A 17,848-nucleotide genomic window follows, 5' to 3' on the forward strand; every position below is an offset into this window, starting at 1 on the left:
CGCACCGGTCACCTCGCACCGTCCTCGGCGAACTCCCGGGGCGAGCCGACGCGGCTGACCGCCGACCGCAGCCGGGCCGGATCGGGATGCAGATAAGGCTGCGATGACGAGTGATGCTGGTGACCCATCAGGTGCTGGATCTCGTCCAGGGTCGCGCCCGCGTCGGCCAGCGTCGAACCGAACCCGTGCCGCAGCATGTGCGGCGTGACCCGGCGCCGCAGCCCGCCACGGGCAGCCAGCCGCTCAATCAGCTCCCCGATCGCGTCCGGCGTCATCGGCGCGCCCACCGGCCGCCGGAACAGGTTGACCAGCAGGAAGTCGTTCGACACGGCGGCCGGACACTGCTGCCGCTCGGCGATGTACAGGTCATGGGCCTGCACCAGCAGGAAGTCGACCGGGACCGCGTAGGAACGCCGGGACTTCGCCCAGGCTCCGTTGCTGTTCTCCCGGCGCACCACGTGCACGTGTGCTCCTTCGATGAGACAGCCAAGAACGCTGCTGTCCACCGCCAGATGCATGTCGCTGCGGCGCAGTCCGGCCGCGGCGCCGCGGCGCAGACCCGCTCGGGCGAGCAGCAGAACAATCAACCGATCGCGGGCGCTGCGGCACTGCTGGAACAGTGCGACGATCTCCTCGTCGCTGGCCCGGTCAACCGGGCTGTCTGGTTCCTGCAACCGGTGCCGGGCACGCATCCGATAGCCCAGGCGGCTGTCTTCACCCTGAGCCTCGAGCGGCAAATCACGGGTGTCTGCCAGCTCGTACAGCTGCCCCAAGATCCAGCCCGGGGCAGTGTTCTCGGCGGCGGCGAACGAGAGGAAGCCGCGCACGGCGACCAGAACACCATTGATTCGCCGTTCGCTGCGGACCGCCGCACCGCCAGGCCCGGAGACGACTCCGCCGTCACCGGAGCCGGCGGTGTATTTCAACCAGGTCATGAACAGCCCGATGTCCGCGGCCGCGGTTGTCCAGTCCCGGCCGGTACGACGGCACCAGCGCAAGTACAGCGCCACCGCCGCCGCATACGACTTGGTCGTCGACTCGGCGCGATCCCGACCAAATCGCAGCTCGCGCAGGAACCGGTCAGCCACCGGAACGGCGTCCATCTGGTCATCGAGCACTGTCCAATAGCGGCTGCCGGACGGCATCGTCACCGCAAACGCGCGCATCGTGTTACTACCCCTCGTTACTGATCAATAAGAAGCCACAGAGCTACACCCCCAGAGAACCCGTGCGAAACATGCCACACCGGTCACCGGCCCAACATCACACCACAGACTGACGAACCCCGGAGAACTGAGAAGAAATCGCCGGCGTCGTGAATTCTGACAATCACGGGCTGCCGCCGGGTGTTGATTTCGGTGATCATGTGTGCGGTCCAGCCGGGTAGGTCGTCGAGGACGTACGCAAGATTGCATTGGTGTCGTTCGCGCACACTGGGAATCCGATAGGTGCCGTTCATCGCGTAGCAGGCCCTGAGGCAGATTCCTGCGCTGGGGCACGGGTTGACTGTTCGGCCGTCCGCCAGGCGGACGGGGCCGGCCGGGAGGGTCCAGCTGAGGATGTTGTCGCGGGCGAGGTTGCGGTTCGACGCGGTGAGTAGTTTCTTCGGACGAACGGTGAGGCGTTCGGCGGCGGTCAGGACCGGATTCATCGGGGCGGATGCTCTTCTCTACTAGGGGATCCCGCCATATCCCTTCTGCTCAGTCGGAGTAATTCCCGAGGGTCCGTTCCGTCTGCGGAGGTGACGATCACCTCGCTGTAGTCGCGCAGGCCGGGAACAAGGCCAAGGCGGTTCGGGCAGTTGGCGCTGGGCGTGACCTATGCGTGGGGTGGCACACGAGTGCGTTGGTCACGCATGCGTGGGCTCCGCGACTGGCTGGTCGACTTTGAGTGGGTAGGCGGTGCTGGGCACAGGGATATGCGTCGACGGGTGACTGGACCGCTGTGGCGGAATAGCTGCGCCGGTTGCCGCCGTGCCGGAACGGCGAGCTGCCCTCTTCGTGTAGGGCAGCGTGCAGCGAGCCAGCGTCGGCGACTCATAGGAGCGGGGTGGCGGCGAGCGCGATCAACCACCGGATCTGTTCGCTGGCTTCTCGGTTCCGACCGCGGATCTTCTGGGCGGACCGGTTGAGAAGATGGGGATCGGCCGCGCACGTCAATGTGCGCGAGGCTGCGGTAGCAGTAGTCCGCGCCGTAGGCGCGGTTAAGGTCCCTGAGGTGGCCAGGCATCCCGATGGCTGGACGGGCATCGGGTCGGGAGAATGCGACCATCCCGCGAGGCTGTAGATAGCGGCGCCGCCGAACACGCGCCGCAGGAACCATCTGGCGGAAAGTACGGATTCGTGCGCGATGAATTTGTACACCGACGATGGCAGAAGGAGCGGTGGGCGGACGTTTAGACTGGGCCTATGGTTGCGAAGGTTTGTCTACGCCTAGTCGCATGGCCGAGTGTCGATGGATGAACAGCCTAAGGCGCTGCTGGTGTACGGGTTTGACCTCGGCGATCCGCTCAACGGCTGGAAGGTGACTGGGCTGCCGCTGAGTGATGATGAGCCGACCGACGTTGCCGATCTGATCGACGAGAGGCTGCGCGACCTTGTCGGCAATCGTATCCAGCCTGGCGAATATCCGCCGGATGCCATCCGTCGCGTTCTGGGAGTGGAACTGGTGTCGCACGCCTACAACTGGGACGGTTGTGCGCTTATCGCTGCTGGCCGAAGATATGAGGCTGGTTACGGCAAAAGCGTCCAGGTAGACCCTGCGGCTCTCGCCGTGGTCTCGGCCACTGAGGCGGCACGGGTCGCTGACGTATTGACTCGGCTCGGCTTGATATTGATCGAGCAAAGCAACGGTCCGGGCTGGCAGTTGCTGGTGCGCTCCGGGTGAGCTGGGCGCCGCGACGAGCATGTTCTTTTCGGCTTTGATCGCCGCGGACGCCCCAGGGTCCCTGTTTCGGATGTTCCGGTCCGGTGCTGCTGTCCGCAGTGTCGTGCTGGACCGATTCGCACGGCAGGCTCTCGAACATGACGGCGCGGCCATCGGCATTGACCCGGGCGTAGCCGACAGTTCCGGGACGCCCAGCCAGGTGCACGGCCGCGGCTTGTTCGGCCAGGTTGCGGGCGGTGCGTTGCTCGTCGACGGTGATGCCGAGCCAGAAGCCGGGCACCTGCTCGACCGGCTGGCCGTGCTCCCAGATGCCGTATTCCTTGCCGGGCGTGACCAGTGCGACGTACACCTGCGGGTCGCGCCAGTCGATGCTGCCGGGGCGGATCTCGGCCGTGCGTTGCTGCGCGGCGAAGTGCACCTGCTGCGGGAAGTCCGCGGCGCGGCGGCACATAGCCATCGCGACCTCGCGGGTGAATTCGTCAGGCTGGAAGCGTGTTCTCACGTCCTGCGCTGCGGCGAGCATCTTCCGGCCTTCGGAGGTGTCGTCGAACATGGCAAATTCCGCTTTCAGTCGAAGGGTGACGAAAGGGGTTTGGCGGTGGGCGGGGCGGAGGCATGCGGGTGGTCAGTCCCAGACCACGCGCAGGCCGCGGGCCTCGCATGCGAGGGCCAGGTCGCGTAGCTGGCGGAGCCGGTCGGTCAGGTAGCCGGGCCGGCGGCCGAAGTCGTGGACGATGGCGCCCGTACGGTCGGTGTCGCCGAGCCGGTACGTCAACGGCGTCGTGCCGCAGTCGTTCACATCGAGCGCGCCGGACAACGCGACGTCGACGCGGTCCAAGAACAGGCGTGCCGCGATGGCGCCGACCATCTCGGGGAGCGGGTCGCCCAGCGGACTGACCGCCGCGTCCTGCAGGTCCAGGTCGAATCCGAGCAGCTGCAGGAGTTCGACGGCGTTGGCGTTGGCGACGTTGACCGGAACGGGGTCGCCTTCGGCGAATTCTTCGCGTATCTCGGCGCCGTAGTCGGCGCAGCGGTTGCACAGCAGGCCGTGGGCTTGCGCCTCGACTTCGGCCTCGGCGTAGCCGACGATGTGTGCGAGCGGTGCGGTCGTGGAATCGCAGACGATGAGGAACGTACGGTTGTCGGTGCCGTCGGGAAGTTCGGCGGCGAAGGTGACGGACATTCAGGCTTCCTTGCGGCGGGTAAGGTGCGGGCCTGAGGAGCTCGTGTTGCCTCGTGCGGGCCTGAAGAGAAAGCCTGTGGTGTGGGGTGCGACCACGCGGCGTTCGTCGGGCGGCTCAGCTGTGGCAGTCGAGCACGACGATGGTGTCGTCGTCGTGCAGTCTGTCGAGGTAGCTGTTGACCTCGGCGTGGTAGGCGTCGCGTTCGCCGGTTCCGTCGCTGCTGAGGCCGAACCATCCCACGCGTCCGGGCGCTAGCCACCGCAAATCACAAGTCACGAGGGCGTATCCAGGAATGGCCGCGGCTCGGGCTCGGGCAACGTATTCCGCGCGGTTGGCAAGGAACTCCTCGACGACGCACTGGTCCCAGCCGGAGTCGAGACCGGTGCGGCGTGCTTTGGTGATCGCGGTTGGTCGCGGTACTGCTCGCGGGCGTCGTTGATCGAGATGGCTTGCGCGGTGACGAGACCGTAGAAGTGCGACCAGGGCTAGACGACGGGTGTTGCCTCACAGACTGTCTCCCACTGGTCGTACCGTCGGTCGGCTTCAACGGCTCGCGCGCACCGCATGGCCTCGAAGTCGAGCAGTGACTTGGGGCCACCGTCGCAGCGGATTGTCTGGTCGGCGGACACCACATCGCCTGGTGAGGGGTGCTCGGGCGGGGTGAGGATGAGTCCCGCACCTGGATGCTTGACCGCGAAGTGACCGCGCCACCCGCCGCCGATGCTCCAGTAGTCCCACTTCGCCTCGGGGTTGCGGGTACTCATGGTGTTGGCGCGGTCGGTGTCGGCGTCGGAGTTGTCATCGGTGAGATTTCGGCCCGGTATGGCGAGCTGGTCCTTCGGGTGGAACCGGGCGTCGTAGAGGTCCGCGAGAGACTTCCAGCTCAGCGTATGGGGCAGCCTTGCGGCCCATTGCGCATCGTCGGCCCATTTCGCGGCGTAATCGGGGCGTCGTCTGTCGAGAAACTGCCGCGCCGCCGCGGCGGTCGATGAGTTCGGCGAAGAGAAGCGTGTCTCGGACTTTCCCCACGTCTGGGTTGCCGTGACGTCGGTGTTGTCGTTCATGGCGCTGCCTTCCGGATTGCGGAGGGTGCGGCGCGTGCTGGCTGGTGCTTGGGTGCCGCTGTGGACAGCTCCTGCAGTCGAGAGGTACGGCGCGGTGGGCCGGCGCCAGTCCGGCCGGGTCCGTTCGGCTGTGCGGGTGAGGTACTCGACCGGATCGAGGACGCATCCGCCGATGAGCGTGACGCCGTTGATGACCGGCAGGTCGTCGCGCCGGTAGTCCTACCGCCGGTGGCCGTCGCCGAGTTGGATCCGGATGCGGGCGCTGTGAGCGCCCTCGGCAGAGTCCAGGTCCGAGGCGATGACCAATGTGCCCGCGGCGCGGGCCGCGCGGAATTGGTATCGGACGTTGCCGGTGACCTGGTCGGTGGTGTCGGCGGCATGGATGGTGAGCCACGGTGCGGGCAGGGGCAACGCATGACGGGTACTCGAGGCCGGGGTCACGAGGGGGCCTCTTCTCGACACAGGGGGCAGGCCAGGGACGGACTGGACAGAGGTGTCTCAGCTCACCCCTGGCGTGAACTGATCGTCAGGCAGTAGGTCGGCGGTGAATGCGCCGGAAGATGCGGATGACCCAAGCCAGCTTGCCCGCGGTGTACGTATCCAGCCACTCGGCGTGCATGTCTACCAGCGTCGCCGACAACGCCACTAGGAGAGCGAACACGATGCTGTGCAGGACGACACTACTGGTGGGACTGGCAGTTGCCATGACCACGCGGATGATGCCGGCAGGAACGGCGATGCAGGCCAAGACCAGCGCTGCGGCGAGTAGGCGTCGGGTCTGCCGGTTGACGTCGGCTTGGTGAACACTGGCGCTCAACCGGTCGAGGTCCCGCGAGGGTAGTCCTTTGCGGTGGAGCGGGTTGAGCAGGAACAGGATTCCTGCACCGATCGGTAAGGCCGCCTCGCCCAGGGTGGCCGCCCAGTGCAGCCAGGGCGGCCCGGTCTCCCCTACGAACAGGTCGAGCAATGCCCAGAAGACGCCGAGCATCATCAGGCCGGCTGGCAAGCCCCAGTAGTTCATTCCGCGAGCGCGGTCGTCTTCGTCCATGTCCGACACAGTACGGTCCGGTGCGTTCACCTCGGGGTGCCGATCTGGGAGTGAATGCGATACGGGCAGGGTCTGGTAGAGCCGGGTCGAGCATGAGATCCAGCCCGCGCCCGTGGGCGCCGGGCAGAAGGGCCACGGACATGCGGCCGTCCATGAAGGCCTGCCGCTGGTCGGGCGTGAGGCTGAGGGCGAATTCCCATACTGCTTCGAGTACGAGCTTGGCCTGCATCTTGTCGGTCATCGGTGCACCTTCCGTCGCTTTCATCTGGCGCGGGGTCGGCACTTTCGCCGATCGGCCGTTTAGCACGGCTCCGCGTTGCTCAGGGTCGAGGCCCTGGGCGAACTCCCACACCGTGTTGAGGAGCTGGGCCTTCTCGTACTTCCGGGCGTCCTCGGCGGCGTTCTCCTGCTCCATGTGCCGGTTCAGGCGGTCCTGCAGGTGTAGACGCTTGCCGCCGCGCCACAACTGGACGGGCTCGCGACGACTGTCTGGGTCGCCGCGAGCCTGTCGTCTCAGCCGTGGTGCACTAGTTCCAGGTCGGTGACCACGTCGGGCCATGCGTCGGCGGCGATGGTTTCGCCGTAGGGGGTTTGGACCAGGTCGCCGCTGCGTTGCCCGCGAGCCGCAGGTGCTGGCTTGGGGGCGTCGAGGATGGTGAACCCGGCCGGGGTGAGGTTGGTGACCGGTTCGTCGGTGCGGTCTTGGGTGAGCGCGGTGATCTTCTTGACGTCGACCAGGACCTCGTTGCCGGCCTTGAGGCGTCGGGCGAGCAGGATCTGCTGTTCGGTCCAGCAGGTGACCTGGAACTCCATCGGCGCGGTGGGAACCCACTGACCGTTCTTGCGGTAGCCGGTGGGGTGGATGATGCGGAATCGGGCATACGCCATTCCGGTCCGGCCGGCGTGGCCGAGCTCGGTGCTGCCGACGACGGTGCCCTGGATGGTGCAGTGGAATGCCTGGTCCATGGTGTACTCCCCGGAAGTAGAGCTAGGTGGCTGGCTGGTGCCGGGACCGGCCGTGTGGGCCGGTCCCGGCAGGGCGCGTCAGACGGTGGCGGGCTCGCGGTCGTCCGGCTGCTCGGCGGTCGGGTCCCAACCGGCGGCGGCAGGTTCGGGCCGGATGGCCTCGGCGGGATTCCAGCGGCAGGAGACGCCCACGGAGGCGGCTGTGGCTTGCAGGATGGCGCCGACGGAGCCGTCCGGACGCTGGTAGGTGTGGAAGGACAGGTTGTCGCGGGTGTCGACGACCACGGTGTCGCCCTTCTTCAGGTCGCACACGTTCTCGGCGAGCTTCTCCCAGGCGGTGACCGCTACCGCCATCGGCGGTGTCTCGACCCAGCCGTTGTCGGTGCGGCGGCGTCGGTTGTGCAGGACCCTCAGCCGGCATCCGATCGTGCCGTCCTTGGTGGTGAACAATTCCGCGTCGTCGGCGAGGTTGCCCTCGAAGTGGAAGTTGAAGGTCGACATGGTGTGGCTCCGTTCGGCTGGTTCTGGTGCGAGCGCCCCTGGTGGTTGCGGATCGGGTGATCCGGGTGCCGGGGTGTCGCGCTGACGGGCCGGTCAGAGCCCGCCGGGGCCGGGGGTGCCAACCCTGTCTGAGCGGACGATCTTGGCGTTGAGCGCAGCGAGACACGTTCGCCAAGATGGTCTGCCGGGGTTTGCTAACCCCCGGCGCTGGTGGGCTGACCTTCGGGTCCTCAGCGGCGGCTTCTCCGGTCAACCCGTTCGCCTGCACCGGCCGCCGGCTGGCGGTTTGCGCGGCGGCGATCGGAGATCTACGAGACCAGTCCACCGGCAGGGGGAGCTTGGCACGCGGGGTTGTGTTACCCGCGGGACGTGTGTTGCCGGTACTGTCAGCGACGCGCCGCGGTGACGGCGGGTTCGAGCGTGTCCGGCTCGTAGCAGAAGCATTCCTGCGGAAGTTCACCGCAGATTAGGCACCACAGGCAGTCAGAGCACCGTTCGCGGACAACGTCCAGGGCGCCCGCGCAGTAGGGGCACTCCTCGAACGGCCACTCGTCTTCGGTCCACCATCTCCGTATCCCCGCCGGACCCTCGGGTTGATAGCTGTCGTTGGAGTACCAGATGCCGCCGTCCCAAACGCCCTCCTGCTCGTTGAGGATGTACGCCTGCTGCTTGGAGCGGGGATCGACGGTCAGGATCACCATCTTGTTCGCGGTGGTCATCCACCGGGTCAACCGTTGCCGGGTGCTGCGCGACCGCAGCGGATCGAGCGCCGGGAGCAGGTCCTCGGCGGTGATGCGGGTGTCGGAGCGTGGGTCGCCGGGAAGCGGCTGGACATCGGCGGGCAGGACTCCGTTGTGGGCGATGACCGTGCGGGGGTCACCGCCGACGGTGAACGGATGGCAGTTGGCTTCGGCGATCGTGCCGTGGGTGGCCAGGCGGGAGTGGAACAGGGCAGGCCCGCCCGGATGGGTGCGCCGGACCGCGACGAATGCGTCGATCACCGTGTCGGCGGTCATGCCGTGGCCGATGGTGATCCTGCTGTCGGTGACGACGGCGAAGCCGTGACCGTCGGGGTTGTAGTCGGCGCCGACGTGCAGCGCGTCGAGGTCGGGTGTCACGTTCGGGGGCAGGAAGGTCAGCAGGCACATGACTGCTGCTCCAGGTGATTGTGCAGCGGTGCGTAAGTGGGGTGCTCGGCGAGCCACCCGACGAACGCCTGCCAGGTCCAGCCGCGGTCGTGGCAGATGGCGGCGACGGTGAGCTCGCGGGTGTACTCGATGGACGCGGCGGCGAACGCTAATGCCGCCTTGACTTCGGCTGGTTCGAGGGAGCTGGCGAACATGCGCAACTCGAACGTGGCGGCGTTGGTGGTGTTGATGGCGTGGTGCCGGTCGTCACCGTAACCACCCTTCGCGTGGTCCTTAACTGAGCGGCGAGCGTCGGCGCTGAACGCAGCGAACAGGGTGGACGTGCGACGGGCCAACGCAATCACGTCGCTCTCGTTGCGGTAGACGAACTTCATCCACCGATAGATGTGACCAGCGCCGGTGAACGCAGCGCGGGACACGTGCACGTGCATTCCGGTGTCGTCGTTGGTGCGGCAGCCGGAGCGTTGCAGTTCGGCGAGCATGTCCCACGGGAAGTGCGCGATTGCCCAGTCGTAGCTCATGGGATGGGTGACGATCTCGAAGCCGTGATGTAGCGAGCCGTCTTCCTTGAGGTAGCCGAGTTCTCCGAGATGATCGATGGCGAGTTGGGCGCACCTGCGCAGGTCGCCGTCGAAGACCTCGACCTCGATCTCGGGGCCGAGGAACAGCGGTCCGTCACCGCGGAAGTCAGGGCCGGGCTTGTAGCCATATTCGCGGATGAGGCCACCGCAATACACGTCGTCGTCATCGTCGCAACCGTTGGCGCAGTCGTCACCATCGCGGTTCCATCCGTCGCACTCCCAGCAGCGCGAGTAGGCGGTGAACAGGCAGGTCTCGCAGACCTCTGCGCCGTCCAAGGTCTCCTGGACATCGTCCTGTCGGATCACCCGCTGGCAGTCGTTGCAGGAGACGCACGAGCTGCACACCAGGTTGGTCTGCACATCGGCGCACCGTTCGCAGCGATGCACCGGTGTTTCGGAGTCGGGGTCGATAGATGCGGTGAGAGCGTCTACGGTCATCGGATGTCTCCCAAGAGCGGCGGACGGTCGCGTCACCGTGGCGAATCAAGGGTGAGGCGGCACAGCGCGGTCCTGGCCGTGGTGTATCGACCGGACATGCGCCGTGGAGCTGGCAACCTTGAGAGTCCTGCGCTACAGCGGTGGCTCCGTGTGGCCCGTGCCGGCGTTGCCGGTCCAGGTCGTCGCGGTGCGGGTGCCGGGGTGACGCGCTGACGGGCCGGTCAGAGCCCGCCGGGGGCGGGGGTGCAAACCCTGCCTGAGCGGACGATCTTGGCGTCGAGCGCAGCGAGACAAGACCGCCAAGATGGTCTGCCGGGGTTTGTGAACCCCCTTCGCCGGTGGGCTGACCTTGGGTCCTCAGTGGCGGCTCCTCTGGCTATCCCGTTCGCCTGCGGTCCGCTGATGGCATGCCACTTCACTGGCGCTGATAGAGGCGCCCACGTGTTCCGGGCCGTTATCGGCGGCAGGCGAGCTGCCCGGTTCGCGCATGCCGCGCGAAATCCGCCGCAAATCGGTGCGTTGTGGGCCGCGCGGTCGGCGTGTTGTGTACCGAGGCCAGCGCCCCAGGGGGTTGTGCAGGGCGCCGAAAGTGGGCTTGCCCCGTATGGTTAACCGCCATGTCCTGGTTCACGTTTGGTCGCAAGCGGCGGCCCGCCACCTCGGCTGCGCCTCCGGCGGCGGAGACGGCCGCGCAGCGGCTGCAGCGCCGGGTACAGGCCTGCACCGACGCGCAGGATCCGAGAGCGGCGCTGGAGACGGCTGCCCTCGAGGAAGCTTCCGTGGTGCTGGACGAGCACCTCGGTCTCGGTCCCGACCTGCCCGAAGTGGTCGACCCGGGTGCGCTGATGGCAGTGGCTGTCCTGCACCGCATCCGCGCCGGCGCGCTCGGCAATCCGATTGAGGAACGTCAGGCCGTCGGCGCGCTGCAGGTCGTCGTGCATGTCTTGGACCCGGCGGGCGTGCCGCCGATGGTCCGCGACGAAGTCGCCGACGCAATCGGCCGCGGCCAGAAACAGATTTGCCGACCGTGGTCCTGCGCGCCGTGCAAGGTCACGCCTCGGCGGTCCGCGCCGCGCAACAACGTGACCGCGATCCGCGCGTGGCCGACACGTACGTCCGCGCGTTCCAACGCGTGGTGCAGAAGGCAGGATCGGGTCGGCCGAACCTCGCCGTCCGGCTGATGGACTACGCTGCGGCGCTGTACGTGCGCTTCGACAGCCGAGGAGCGAACGTGGACTCTGCGGGCCTGTACGAGGTTGTGCGCCTGACCGAGCAGGGGCTGGCCGCTTCGGACGGCGACCCGACGCTGGTGGCTCGCGCCCATAAATTGCGTGGCCCGATGTTGATCGCCCTCGACGAGATCGATCCGGGTGCCGGGGCGCTGGATTCCGCCGCCGAGTCCTTCCAGGTCCTGGCCGACCTCTGCGCCCCCGGCGATCCGATGCGTGACCAGCACCTGGCCCGCCTGCGAGGCACACAGGAACTGATCAGGCGACGCGACGTGTAATCAACCCGAGCGGAACCGGAAGCCTTGAATTCTCACCGGCGGCCCGATCTCGCCCATGGCACGAGGCATGTATGTCTGCGTGGCTCGCGTGGTGGACTATCCGGCGCTCGGGCGCGGTTGCACGACGGCGAGGATGCCCGATACCCCGGCCGCCCCGTGCACACGAAGACCCGGATCGGTGGTCGGTGAGGACGGCCGAGGCCGCGGTCACCGTGGTCGGGGTAAGTTGCCAGGCAACGCAGCAGCGCCGGTTGGAGAGTATGTCTGTCTATTAGCGGGCGTGGAATGCCTCGGTTACGGACGCCGGAATGCGGCCCCGCTCGGACACCTCGTAGCCGTTCTCGGTCGCCCATTGCCGGATTTCGCGGTTCTGGTCTCGGTTCGGCCGGGCGGCCGCAGCGACGCGCGAACCGATGCGGCCGGTGCCGCCACTGCGGCCGACCCGCGTACCCGCGCTCAGGTACGGGCTAAGAACTTTGCGAAGTTTCGCGGTGTTCTTCTCGGACAGGTCGATGGTGTAGCTGACGCCGTCGAGGCCGAATTCGACGGTGTGGGCAGCTTCGCCGCCGTCCATGTCGTCGGTCAACAGCGTGATGATCTGCTTGGCCATGAGTCCTCATTCCTGAGAGAAATTCCACCGTACTGGATATGCGCAATGCGCGCTGACTATCACGACCCGCCATTAGCATGGCGCTGGTCAACCGAGCCGCTCTCGGCAATCACGCTGTCTACCTTGCCGGACTCGGACAGCAGCGCATTGGGCGACGCGAAATGGGGTGTGGACACGGCCCCGGCTTCGCGGTGTGGAGAGACCGGGAGGTAGGGACTCAGGCCGGGTCGGTATGCGGGATCAGGACGGCCCGCGAGGGCGATCCGATGCGCGGGCAGGCGTGATCGGCGTGCGCGGCGAGTAGGCCTCCGAGAGCCGCACCGGCGGTGATCGTGACGGTGGGCTGGTCACACGCGGGACAGGTCAGCCAGTCACCGTCGTCGTCGCTGGTGACGTAGACGTCCGGATCTGCCGAGATCGTTGCCCCGCAGTCCCGTGCGGGTGAGCTGGGCAGCAGCCGCAGCGGGGATAGCTGCTGCAGGCCGTCGGCTGTCGCCCACATCGCGCTCAGGGCAGCCCGGTCCTCGGTGAACATCCGGTTGGCCGGGCGGATCTGGGTGTGAAACGTGCGGGCCAGGCGCCGGTCGGCGGTGCGGCGCGCCGCAGCGAGCATCAGCGGCGCTCGGTTGAGGGTTCGGTAGTGGGCGGCGAGGGCTTGGATCACCACTCGCGCGTACGCGATGGCTGCGGCGCTGCGGTAGGCGGGAGTGGCCCCGGGATGCGGCTGGAACCAAAGCTGTTGAAACCAGTTAGGCTGCGCCAGGTCGATACCGTCCCCGCCGCCGATCAGCGTCGCTTCGCCGAAATTCGGCAGGTCGCGCAGGCGAGCGGCGAATAGGTGGTCGCCGTCGCCGCAGCGGATGATGAGCCGGTCCGGGATTGGCTGGTCGTCGAGGACGTCCGGTAGGAACGCGACGCTGCCGGTGGCGCGGCCGGCGAGCCGGTAGATGACGGTGCCGCTGCGACGGATGGTGGCAGCGGCGGTAACGGTGCCGTTGAGCAGCTCGAACGTGTGGGTGCTCATGTGCCTCATACCTCGGTCCGCTGCTGGCGGAAGCGTTGGATGGGGGTTTCGGCCGCGTCCACGTGGGGGGCCGGTGCTATTCGCCGTGTCGATTCCGGTCATGTTCATGGCAGATGAACTCCATCGTGGGAGAGAAGGGGTCTGCCTGCCTCGGCCACTCTTTCGAAATGCGGGCAGGTGGGTATGCGTCGTTGCCTGTGTGGTGGTGACCTCACTAGACGGGCGGCGTCTTATGCTGCGACGGGCGGGCTGGTGTCGAGGATGGCGCGTAGGCGTGACCCGATCCACTGGCCGACGGCGGGTGATACGGCGTTGCCGAACCCGTCCACCTGGTCGCGGGCGCTGCCCCACACCTCGAAGGTGCCTTGATGTCCGGGAAAGTCCACGTCGAATCCGCAGCCACGACCGATCTCGTGTGGGCCGAGCATCCGAAAGTGGCAGTCCTCGAGGGCGATCTCTGCGAGCATGGCGCGCCACTCGGCGTCCGGGAGTTCGAGCGTTCGCGGGGTGGGGAAGGCTCCATGCGTGCCTCGCGGCTGGTGAGGCATCTCCGGGTCGGCGCTGTCACCGAGCTCCAACCAGTCGGAGAACAGGGAACCTTGGCCGTTGGCAAGCGCACCGTCGGCGCGGACCGGATTTTCAGCGGGAAGGGTTCGGTTGCGGTCATTGTCGCCCGGGTCATGATTGACGGTGGCGGTCGCGGTGAGCAGCCCGGGAATCTGCTCCGACGTGACGGTCGGCATCGGCTCGGCATGCGAGGTCGGCACGGTGTTCTTGCGAAACGGCACGACGCCGCCGGACACGAGGCTGAGCGTTTCCGAGCCTGCCTGCGTCGGCAGCGGCGCGTGCAGGCCGCGGGGAACACCCTGATAGTTGTTGACCGCGGCGACCAGCATCGCCTTTTCGTGGGTGCTGGTCACGGTGTCCATCGGCCGGCCGATGTGCTGGCCGTCGCCGTTGTGCCGGTGCGCGGCAATGACATGTCCCGTCAGCGCCACCGGCGGTGGGGACGTGCCGGTGGACAGGATCGCGGTCTCCTGTTGACTGGTCTGGGTGGCCATCGGCTGCCACGGATGCTTCTCCGTGCCGTGCACGGCCTTGGCGGGCATCAGCACCGCCGGGAACTGCGCGAACCGGCGACGGCACCGTTCGGCGCGGGCCATCGTCGCTGGTGCCAGCGGCTTGGCGCGGTCACCGATGCGGGTGCCGAGGTTGGTCAGGTCAATTGCCGTGATCGATGCGGCCATGGCGGGCACGATCTCGCGGCGGCAGCGGGGGCATCGGTAGTGGTACTGCTGGCCGTAACGGACCACTCCGGTCGGCGGGATGCCGGTCTTCCACGTCCACACGGCAGGCACGATGTCGTCGCAGTGCTGGCAGTAGGTGGCCGGCCGGTGGTCGAGGTCGGGGTCGGGCAGGCTCTGGTCCCAAAACGCGAGGTAGATCCGGTCCCGCGACTGCGGTACACCGAAGAACTGACTGTTGAGGTAGACGCCCCGGCCCTTGTACTTCATGTTGCGCAGCTGCAGGCGCCACCACCGGTAGGTGCTGCCATCGCCGACGTTCTTGCGGCCGGGGATGGCCGGACCCCACGAGGTGAACTCGGTGGTGCACTCGATCAGGATCATCCGCGGGTGGTGCTTCTCGGCGTACTGCAGGATGCACAGTGCGGTGGCCCGGTCGCGTTCGGAACGGGTGACACGCTGCTCATACTCTTCGTCGCCGGCAATGTCGAACAGGGTCAGGCCCTGCTCGTATGCCTTCTGCGTGTTGGCGCCGGAGTGGTTGGTGCAGGTGATCCCGGCGACCAGCAGGTCCGCAGCCGGCAGGTCGGCGGCGCCGTGATAGTCGGACGATTCCGGGTCCGCCAGGTTGGCGATCCAATGCTCGGCGTAGGGATGATTCGCCTCGTGCACCAGCGTCTTGTACTCGTTGTGGTTCGCCGCCAGGATCGTGTCGAATCCGGCCTGGCGGATGCCGTCGGTCAAGCCGCCGAACCCGCTGAACATGTCGACGGCGATCGGGGCGTCGTGACGAAATCGGCGCCGCCGTTTCGCCGGGCGGTGTGTAGCGGTGCGTGACCTGGCCTTGAGGCGTCCCATTACGATCGCCGATCGGGTGCGGGCGGCAGGATGATCGGGCGGGTGAACACGACGAGGGCCTCGGCGGCGAACGCGGCGCAGTCGCACTCGTCGCCCGTGAGGATCCCGCAGCACTGCTTGACCGACACGGTGATCGATGCGGTGCTGTCTCCGGGATCGGGGTGTGCAGGATGTGAAGGGTTGGCGGTGTTCACGGTCATGGACCTCTCGTTCAGAGGGAGGATTTGAGTCCGATACGGTGACCTGGTGATCCGTGGACAGGGGGAGCTGCTGACGTGTTCTTGCGTCAGCGCACGTCGCATCGACCGTGGCGGGTGGCAGGTCTGCGACCAACGCGCCCAGGCAGGTGTCGTCGGGGAACACCAGGTCGGCGAACACATCCGGGTAGTCACGGTGCAGGAAGTGCATGTTGCGGCGCTGCATCGTCGTGGTCTGTCCCGCCCCGCTCGTCAGCGGGGGAACCGCCCGAACTGTTCCGTGACCCGGTTGAAGTAGCCGGTCACGGCATCGTGGTAGTCGAGCACTGTCCGCCACAGCCGGGCGTAGGCCATGGCGTCGTGTTTGGTCGCGCACCACTTCTCGTGCGTGGCGCCCTCCTCGGGGGAGGGCACGGTCAGCCGCCACGGCCCGCCCAGCCACGGGGCCGGCTTGGTGAGCTTCTCTACCAGGATCCGGCTGTCCTTGTCGCCGGTCAGCGGTAGCCAAGCCGGGGCGGCGCTCTCGGCCGGGCACCACACCCGCATCTGCTGGCGGCTTACGGCGGTCTGCATCTTGAACGTCGTCGACTCGTTCTCGTCCGGTCCGTTCCAGGCCACCGGCTTGTCCTGGCTGTCCGCCAGGTGCCAGGTCAGGATTTCGTCGCCCACGTTCAGTGCAGTATCGAGCTTGCTCAAACGTAGGTGCGTCATGACCTGTCTGTAGAGCCACATCCGGGCCACCAGCTTCGAGTCCCGATAGACCTCGGCGTAATTTCTGCCGAGCACCTGGCCGACCGTGAGCCTGCCGTTGTCGTATGCGCGTAGATCCGCCACTGCCAGCGGCACCCGAGCCCGGTGGTACTGCGGCATTCCCCACCGGAACTCTCCCGGCGTGAGGGCGGCGCGTTTGTCGATCGCCTTCATGTGGTCCTGCGGAAGGTCGGTCATTGTGTTCCCTTCGCTCGGGGCCTTCAGCGTGTGTGCCGGCGCCTCTGGGCGACCGCCCTGCAGTCGCGATATGCGACTCGAGCGGCGTCCGCAGGCGCCGGTCAGAACTCAAGGGCGAGAGCTCGCCCGAGGTGAGCCGGTAGGACCTGCGGGTTCGCGGTGGTGTAGGCCGTAGCTCGAGGGCGTACCGCCCGATGCGGTCGTCGCAGCTGGCACAGGCACCGCCGTAGCGGGCCGCGGTAGCCCGCCTACCCACTACACGGGGCCGGCGCTTCGCCGTTCGACGGCGGCGCGGTCGGTGACGGTTGGCCTCCACGTCAGGGCGTGGACAACCGCGGGATCGGAGCGGGCGCGCGGATCCCGGGTGCTGAGCATTCGGGATCCGCGCCCTCATCGGTGGTCGGATCGAGATGGAACTGGGTCGTTGCTAGCGGCGCGGGCGGAGGAGCCCTGCATTCCAGCCGGAGCGGATGGTGCGGTGGGTTTCGGTTCTGCCGAGACCGGCCTGCAGGGCGGCCTCGGTGAGGCGTTGCCATACGGTGGTCTGATCGAGGCCGCAGTTGGTGGCGGCGAGGCGGCCGAGGTTGAATGCGGCGAGGTTCAGGGCGGTATTGCGGCCGCCGCTGGCGAGGCGGTGCCCGTCGCGCAGGTGCGGGCGCGGTGCTTGCAGGATGCGTTCGATCTCGCCGTTCAGGGCGGCTTCGGCGTACCTGCCGAGGTGTTTGATGGTGGTGGTGCCGTCACCGGCATCCGCGGGCGCCGCAGGTAGGACCAAGCGGCGTAGCGACGGCGGGCACGCGGGTAGTGCCTCGCCGGGTGTCCAGGGCTGTTGGAAGGTGTATCGGAGGCCGGTGGAGTGCAGCGAGGGTGGAGCGACGATGAGGCCGCCGGTGCCGCGCCAGTCCACGTCGGGCAGCACACCGACCCGCGACGGTAGTCCAGATGCGGCGTACCACAGGTGCCAGCCGTGCCCGGACCGCACGAGGGGCCCGGCGGGGCGCACGACGTCGAGGACGTCGAGGATCGCGGCGAGGCCGGTGTTGGTGTCGATGTCGCAGATGTCGAGGACCGTGCCGGTGCCCAAACCGATGTTGGCGTAAGGCCACATCCGCCACCAGCGACGTACCGCGTCCGGGTCGGTGCGAGCGTCGCGTAGTCCGTGGCGGAGCCGGGGGTGCTTGCCGGGTGAGCCGCAGTCGGGGCCGTCGCGGCAGTCGCAGGTGCCGTCGGGTCGGGGCGTGTAGAGCGGCATCACGGGGATCCCGGCCTGGGCGTAGCCCAACGCCGCGGCCAGCAGTGATGCCCCTACCATGGCGGGTGGCGCTGTTGCGGGCGGCGGAAGCGAACAGACCACGGCCGTTCACCGTCCCTCTCGTCCCGGGGCGGCAGTCTCGGTGCGGCGTCCTACCCGCCCCGCGGATAAGAACTGGAACTGTCCGGCGAGGGCAGAACGACGCCGGCCGGCGGTACATCGACACGGGGTGGCGGCGCTGAACGGGCGAGGCGGCGCGGTGTAGGACGCCACGCCGATGGTCGTCGGTGGCATGGTGAGGTCCTTAAGTTTGAGGGGTCAGTAGGTTGTGCTGACGACCCGAGCGGGCCGGGTGTGGCTGGATGGTGTGGTTGCCGGCTTTCGGGTGCGGC

General features: G+C 67.5%; 21 protein-coding genes. 4 read left to right on the forward strand and 17 right to left on the reverse strand.

The window, feature by feature from the left end; translation table 11 throughout:
- Positions 1–8 precede the first annotated feature (8 nt).
- On the reverse strand, positions 9–1,145 hold the full coding sequence (locus ACIA1L_RS29330; protein WP_396076263.1) for a tyrosine-type recombinase/integrase: 1,137 nt from the start codon (positions 1,143–1,145) through the stop codon (positions 9–11).
- A 104-nt stretch (positions 1,146–1,249) separates the two neighbouring features.
- Entirely contained in the window at positions 1,250–1,651 is a 402-nt protein-coding gene (locus tag ACIA1L_RS29335) for a hypothetical protein (protein WP_396076238.1), read from the reverse strand.
- Between the two features lie 797 nt (positions 1,652–2,448).
- Between ACIA1L_RS29335 and ACIA1L_RS29340 the strand changes: the two genes are divergently transcribed.
- Entirely contained in the window at positions 2,449–2,886 is a 438-nt protein-coding gene (locus tag ACIA1L_RS29340) for a hypothetical protein (RefSeq protein WP_396076239.1), read from the forward strand.
- A 70-nt stretch (positions 2,887–2,956) separates the two neighbouring features.
- The gene (locus tag ACIA1L_RS29345; RefSeq protein WP_396076240.1) at positions 2,957–3,568 is read left to right on the forward strand and encodes a hypothetical protein; all 612 of its coding nucleotides are present in this window, start codon (positions 2,957–2,959) and stop codon (positions 3,566–3,568) included.
- Here ACIA1L_RS29345 and ACIA1L_RS29350 read toward each other — a convergent pair.
- The 9 genes from ACIA1L_RS29350 to ACIA1L_RS29390 all read right to left on the reverse strand — a co-directional run bounded on the left by ACIA1L_RS29350 (position 3,512) and on the right by ACIA1L_RS29390 (position 9,816).
- On the reverse strand, positions 3,512–4,069 hold the full coding sequence (locus ACIA1L_RS29350; RefSeq protein ID WP_396076241.1) for a hypothetical protein: 558 nt from the start codon (positions 4,067–4,069) through the stop codon (positions 3,512–3,514). The two genes, ACIA1L_RS29345 and ACIA1L_RS29350, sit on opposite strands and share 57 nt — an antisense overlap.
- A gap of 115 nt (positions 4,070–4,184) precedes the next feature.
- Positions 4,185–4,310 carry a hypothetical protein gene (locus ACIA1L_RS29355; protein ID WP_396076242.1) on the reverse strand — a complete coding sequence of 42 codons (126 nt, stop codon included), beginning with the start codon at positions 4,308–4,310 and terminating at the stop codon, positions 4,185–4,187.
- 245 nt (positions 4,311–4,555) lie between these two features.
- Positions 4,556–5,134, reverse strand: a complete 579-nt coding sequence (locus ACIA1L_RS29360; RefSeq protein ID WP_396076243.1) for a hypothetical protein — start codon at positions 5,132–5,134, stop codon at positions 4,556–4,558.
- A gap of 219 nt (positions 5,135–5,353) precedes the next feature.
- Positions 5,354–5,575 (reverse strand): hypothetical protein, encoded by a 222-nt coding sequence (locus ACIA1L_RS29365; protein WP_396076244.1) that lies wholly within the window; start codon positions 5,573–5,575, stop codon positions 5,354–5,356.
- An 85-nt stretch (positions 5,576–5,660) separates the two neighbouring features.
- Positions 5,661–6,182 carry a hypothetical protein gene (locus tag ACIA1L_RS29370; RefSeq protein ID WP_396076245.1) on the reverse strand — a complete coding sequence of 174 codons (522 nt, stop codon included), beginning with the start codon at positions 6,180–6,182 and terminating at the stop codon, positions 5,661–5,663.
- A gap of 513 nt (positions 6,183–6,695) precedes the next feature.
- On the reverse strand, positions 6,696–7,148 hold the full coding sequence (locus ACIA1L_RS29375; RefSeq protein WP_396076246.1) for a hypothetical protein: 453 nt from the start codon (positions 7,146–7,148) through the stop codon (positions 6,696–6,698).
- A gap of 78 nt (positions 7,149–7,226) precedes the next feature.
- A complete protein-coding gene (locus ACIA1L_RS29380) occupies positions 7,227–7,649 on the reverse strand; it encodes a single-stranded DNA-binding protein (RefSeq protein WP_396076247.1) in 423 nt (140 codons plus the stop codon).
- A gap of 386 nt (positions 7,650–8,035) precedes the next feature.
- Entirely contained in the window at positions 8,036–8,797 is a 762-nt protein-coding gene (locus ACIA1L_RS29385; RefSeq protein ID WP_396076248.1) for a hypothetical protein, read from the reverse strand.
- Positions 8,785–9,816 carry a hypothetical protein gene (locus tag ACIA1L_RS29390; protein ID WP_396076249.1) on the reverse strand — a complete coding sequence of 344 codons (1,032 nt, stop codon included), beginning with the start codon at positions 9,814–9,816 and terminating at the stop codon, positions 8,785–8,787. The genes ACIA1L_RS29385 and ACIA1L_RS29390 overlap by 13 nt, the downstream gene beginning before the upstream one ends.
- 617 nt (positions 9,817–10,433) lie before the next feature.
- Between ACIA1L_RS29390 and ACIA1L_RS29395 the strand changes: the two genes are divergently transcribed.
- Positions 10,434–10,997 carry a hypothetical protein gene (locus ACIA1L_RS29395; protein WP_396076250.1) on the forward strand — a complete coding sequence of 188 codons (564 nt, stop codon included), beginning with the start codon at positions 10,434–10,436 and terminating at the stop codon, positions 10,995–10,997.
- Entirely contained in the window at positions 10,997–11,323 is a 327-nt protein-coding gene (locus tag ACIA1L_RS29400; protein ID WP_396076251.1) for a hypothetical protein, read from the forward strand. Before ACIA1L_RS29395 ends, ACIA1L_RS29400 begins: the two co-directional genes overlap by 1 nt.
- A gap of 271 nt (positions 11,324–11,594) precedes the next feature.
- Here ACIA1L_RS29400 and ACIA1L_RS29405 read toward each other — a convergent pair whose 3' ends face one another.
- From ACIA1L_RS29405 to ACIA1L_RS29430, 6 genes are all read right to left on the reverse strand, one after another.
- A complete protein-coding gene (locus tag ACIA1L_RS29405) occupies positions 11,595–11,933 on the reverse strand; it encodes an Lsr2 family protein (RefSeq protein ID WP_396076252.1) in 339 nt (112 codons plus the stop codon).
- A 217-nt stretch (positions 11,934–12,150) separates the two neighbouring features.
- Positions 12,151–12,957: a hypothetical protein gene (locus tag ACIA1L_RS29410; protein ID WP_396076253.1), complete on the reverse strand. Its 807-nt coding sequence runs from the start codon at positions 12,955–12,957 to the stop codon at positions 12,151–12,153.
- Between the two features lie 230 nt (positions 12,958–13,187).
- Complete coding sequence (locus ACIA1L_RS29415; protein WP_396076254.1) at positions 13,188–14,966, reverse strand: DNA cytosine methyltransferase; 1,779 nt, start codon at positions 14,964–14,966, stop codon at positions 13,188–13,190.
- 92 nt (positions 14,967–15,058) lie between these two features.
- Positions 15,059–15,259, reverse strand: coding sequence for a hypothetical protein (locus tag ACIA1L_RS29420; protein ID WP_396076255.1), 201 nt, complete (start codon positions 15,257–15,259; stop codon positions 15,059–15,061).
- Between the two features lie 249 nt (positions 15,260–15,508).
- The gene (locus ACIA1L_RS29425; RefSeq protein WP_396076256.1) at positions 15,509–16,204 is read right to left on the reverse strand and encodes a hypothetical protein; all 696 of its coding nucleotides are present in this window, start codon (positions 16,202–16,204) and stop codon (positions 15,509–15,511) included.
- Between the two features lie 427 nt (positions 16,205–16,631).
- On the reverse strand, positions 16,632–17,516 hold the full coding sequence (locus tag ACIA1L_RS29430) for a bifunctional DNA primase/polymerase (protein WP_396076257.1): 885 nt from the start codon (positions 17,514–17,516) through the stop codon (positions 16,632–16,634).
- Between the last annotated feature and the right edge of the window lie 332 nt (positions 17,517–17,848).

Origin of the sequence: Actinoplanes sp. NPDC051859, assembly GCF_044452725.1 — a bacterium.
GTDB lineage: Bacteria > Actinomycetota > Actinomycetes > Mycobacteriales > Micromonosporaceae > Actinoplanes.

Coding starts and splice junctions, on each gene's coding strand:
- ACIA1L_RS29360 (WP_396076243.1), bottom strand. CDS start 5,134: ATGAACGACAACACCGACGTCACGGCAACCCAGACGTGGGGAAAGTCC.
- ACIA1L_RS29345 (WP_396076240.1), top strand. CDS start 2,957: ATGTTCCGGTCCGGTGCTGCTGTCCGCAGTGTCGTGCTGGACCGATTC.
- ACIA1L_RS29375 (WP_396076246.1), bottom strand. CDS start 7,148: ATGGACCAGGCATTCCACTGCACCATCCAGGGCACCGTCGTCGGCAGC.
- ACIA1L_RS29405 (WP_396076252.1), bottom strand. CDS start 11,933: ATGGCCAAGCAGATCATCACGCTGTTGACCGACGACATGGACGGCGGC.
- ACIA1L_RS29410 (WP_396076253.1), bottom strand. CDS start 12,957: ATGAGCACCCACACGTTCGAGCTGCTCAACGGCACCGTTACCGCCGCT.
- ACIA1L_RS29390 (WP_396076249.1), bottom strand. CDS start 9,816: ATGACCGTAGACGCTCTCACCGCATCTATCGACCCCGACTCCGAAACA.
- ACIA1L_RS29350 (WP_396076241.1), bottom strand. CDS start 4,069: ATGTCCGTCACCTTCGCCGCCGAACTTCCCGACGGCACCGACAACCGT.
- ACIA1L_RS29385 (WP_396076248.1), bottom strand. CDS start 8,797: ATGTGCCTGCTGACCTTCCTGCCCCCGAACGTGACACCCGACCTCGAC.
- ACIA1L_RS29400 (WP_396076251.1), top strand. CDS start 10,997: ATGGACTACGCTGCGGCGCTGTACGTGCGCTTCGACAGCCGAGGAGCG.
- ACIA1L_RS29370 (WP_396076245.1), bottom strand. CDS start 6,182: ATGGACGAAGACGACCGCGCTCGCGGAATGAACTACTGGGGCTTGCCA.
- ACIA1L_RS29430 (WP_396076257.1), bottom strand. CDS start 17,516: ATGGTAGGGGCATCACTGCTGGCCGCGGCGTTGGGCTACGCCCAGGCC.
- ACIA1L_RS29425 (WP_396076256.1), bottom strand. CDS start 16,204: ATGACCGACCTTCCGCAGGACCACATGAAGGCGATCGACAAACGCGCC.
- ACIA1L_RS29335 (WP_396076238.1), bottom strand. CDS start 1,651: ATGAATCCGGTCCTGACCGCCGCCGAACGCCTCACCGTTCGTCCGAAG.
- ACIA1L_RS29415 (WP_396076254.1), bottom strand. CDS start 14,966: ATGTTCAGCGGGTTCGGCGGCTTGACCGACGGCATCCGCCAGGCCGGA.
- ACIA1L_RS29420 (WP_396076255.1), bottom strand. CDS start 15,259: ATGACCGTGAACACCGCCAACCCTTCACATCCTGCACACCCCGATCCC.
- ACIA1L_RS29330 (WP_396076263.1), bottom strand. CDS start 1,145: ATGCCGTCCGGCAGCCGCTATTGGACAGTGCTCGATGACCAGATGGAC.
- ACIA1L_RS29380 (WP_396076247.1), bottom strand. CDS start 7,649: ATGTCGACCTTCAACTTCCACTTCGAGGGCAACCTCGCCGACGACGCG.
- ACIA1L_RS29395 (WP_396076250.1), top strand. CDS start 10,434: ATGTCCTGGTTCACGTTTGGTCGCAAGCGGCGGCCCGCCACCTCGGCT.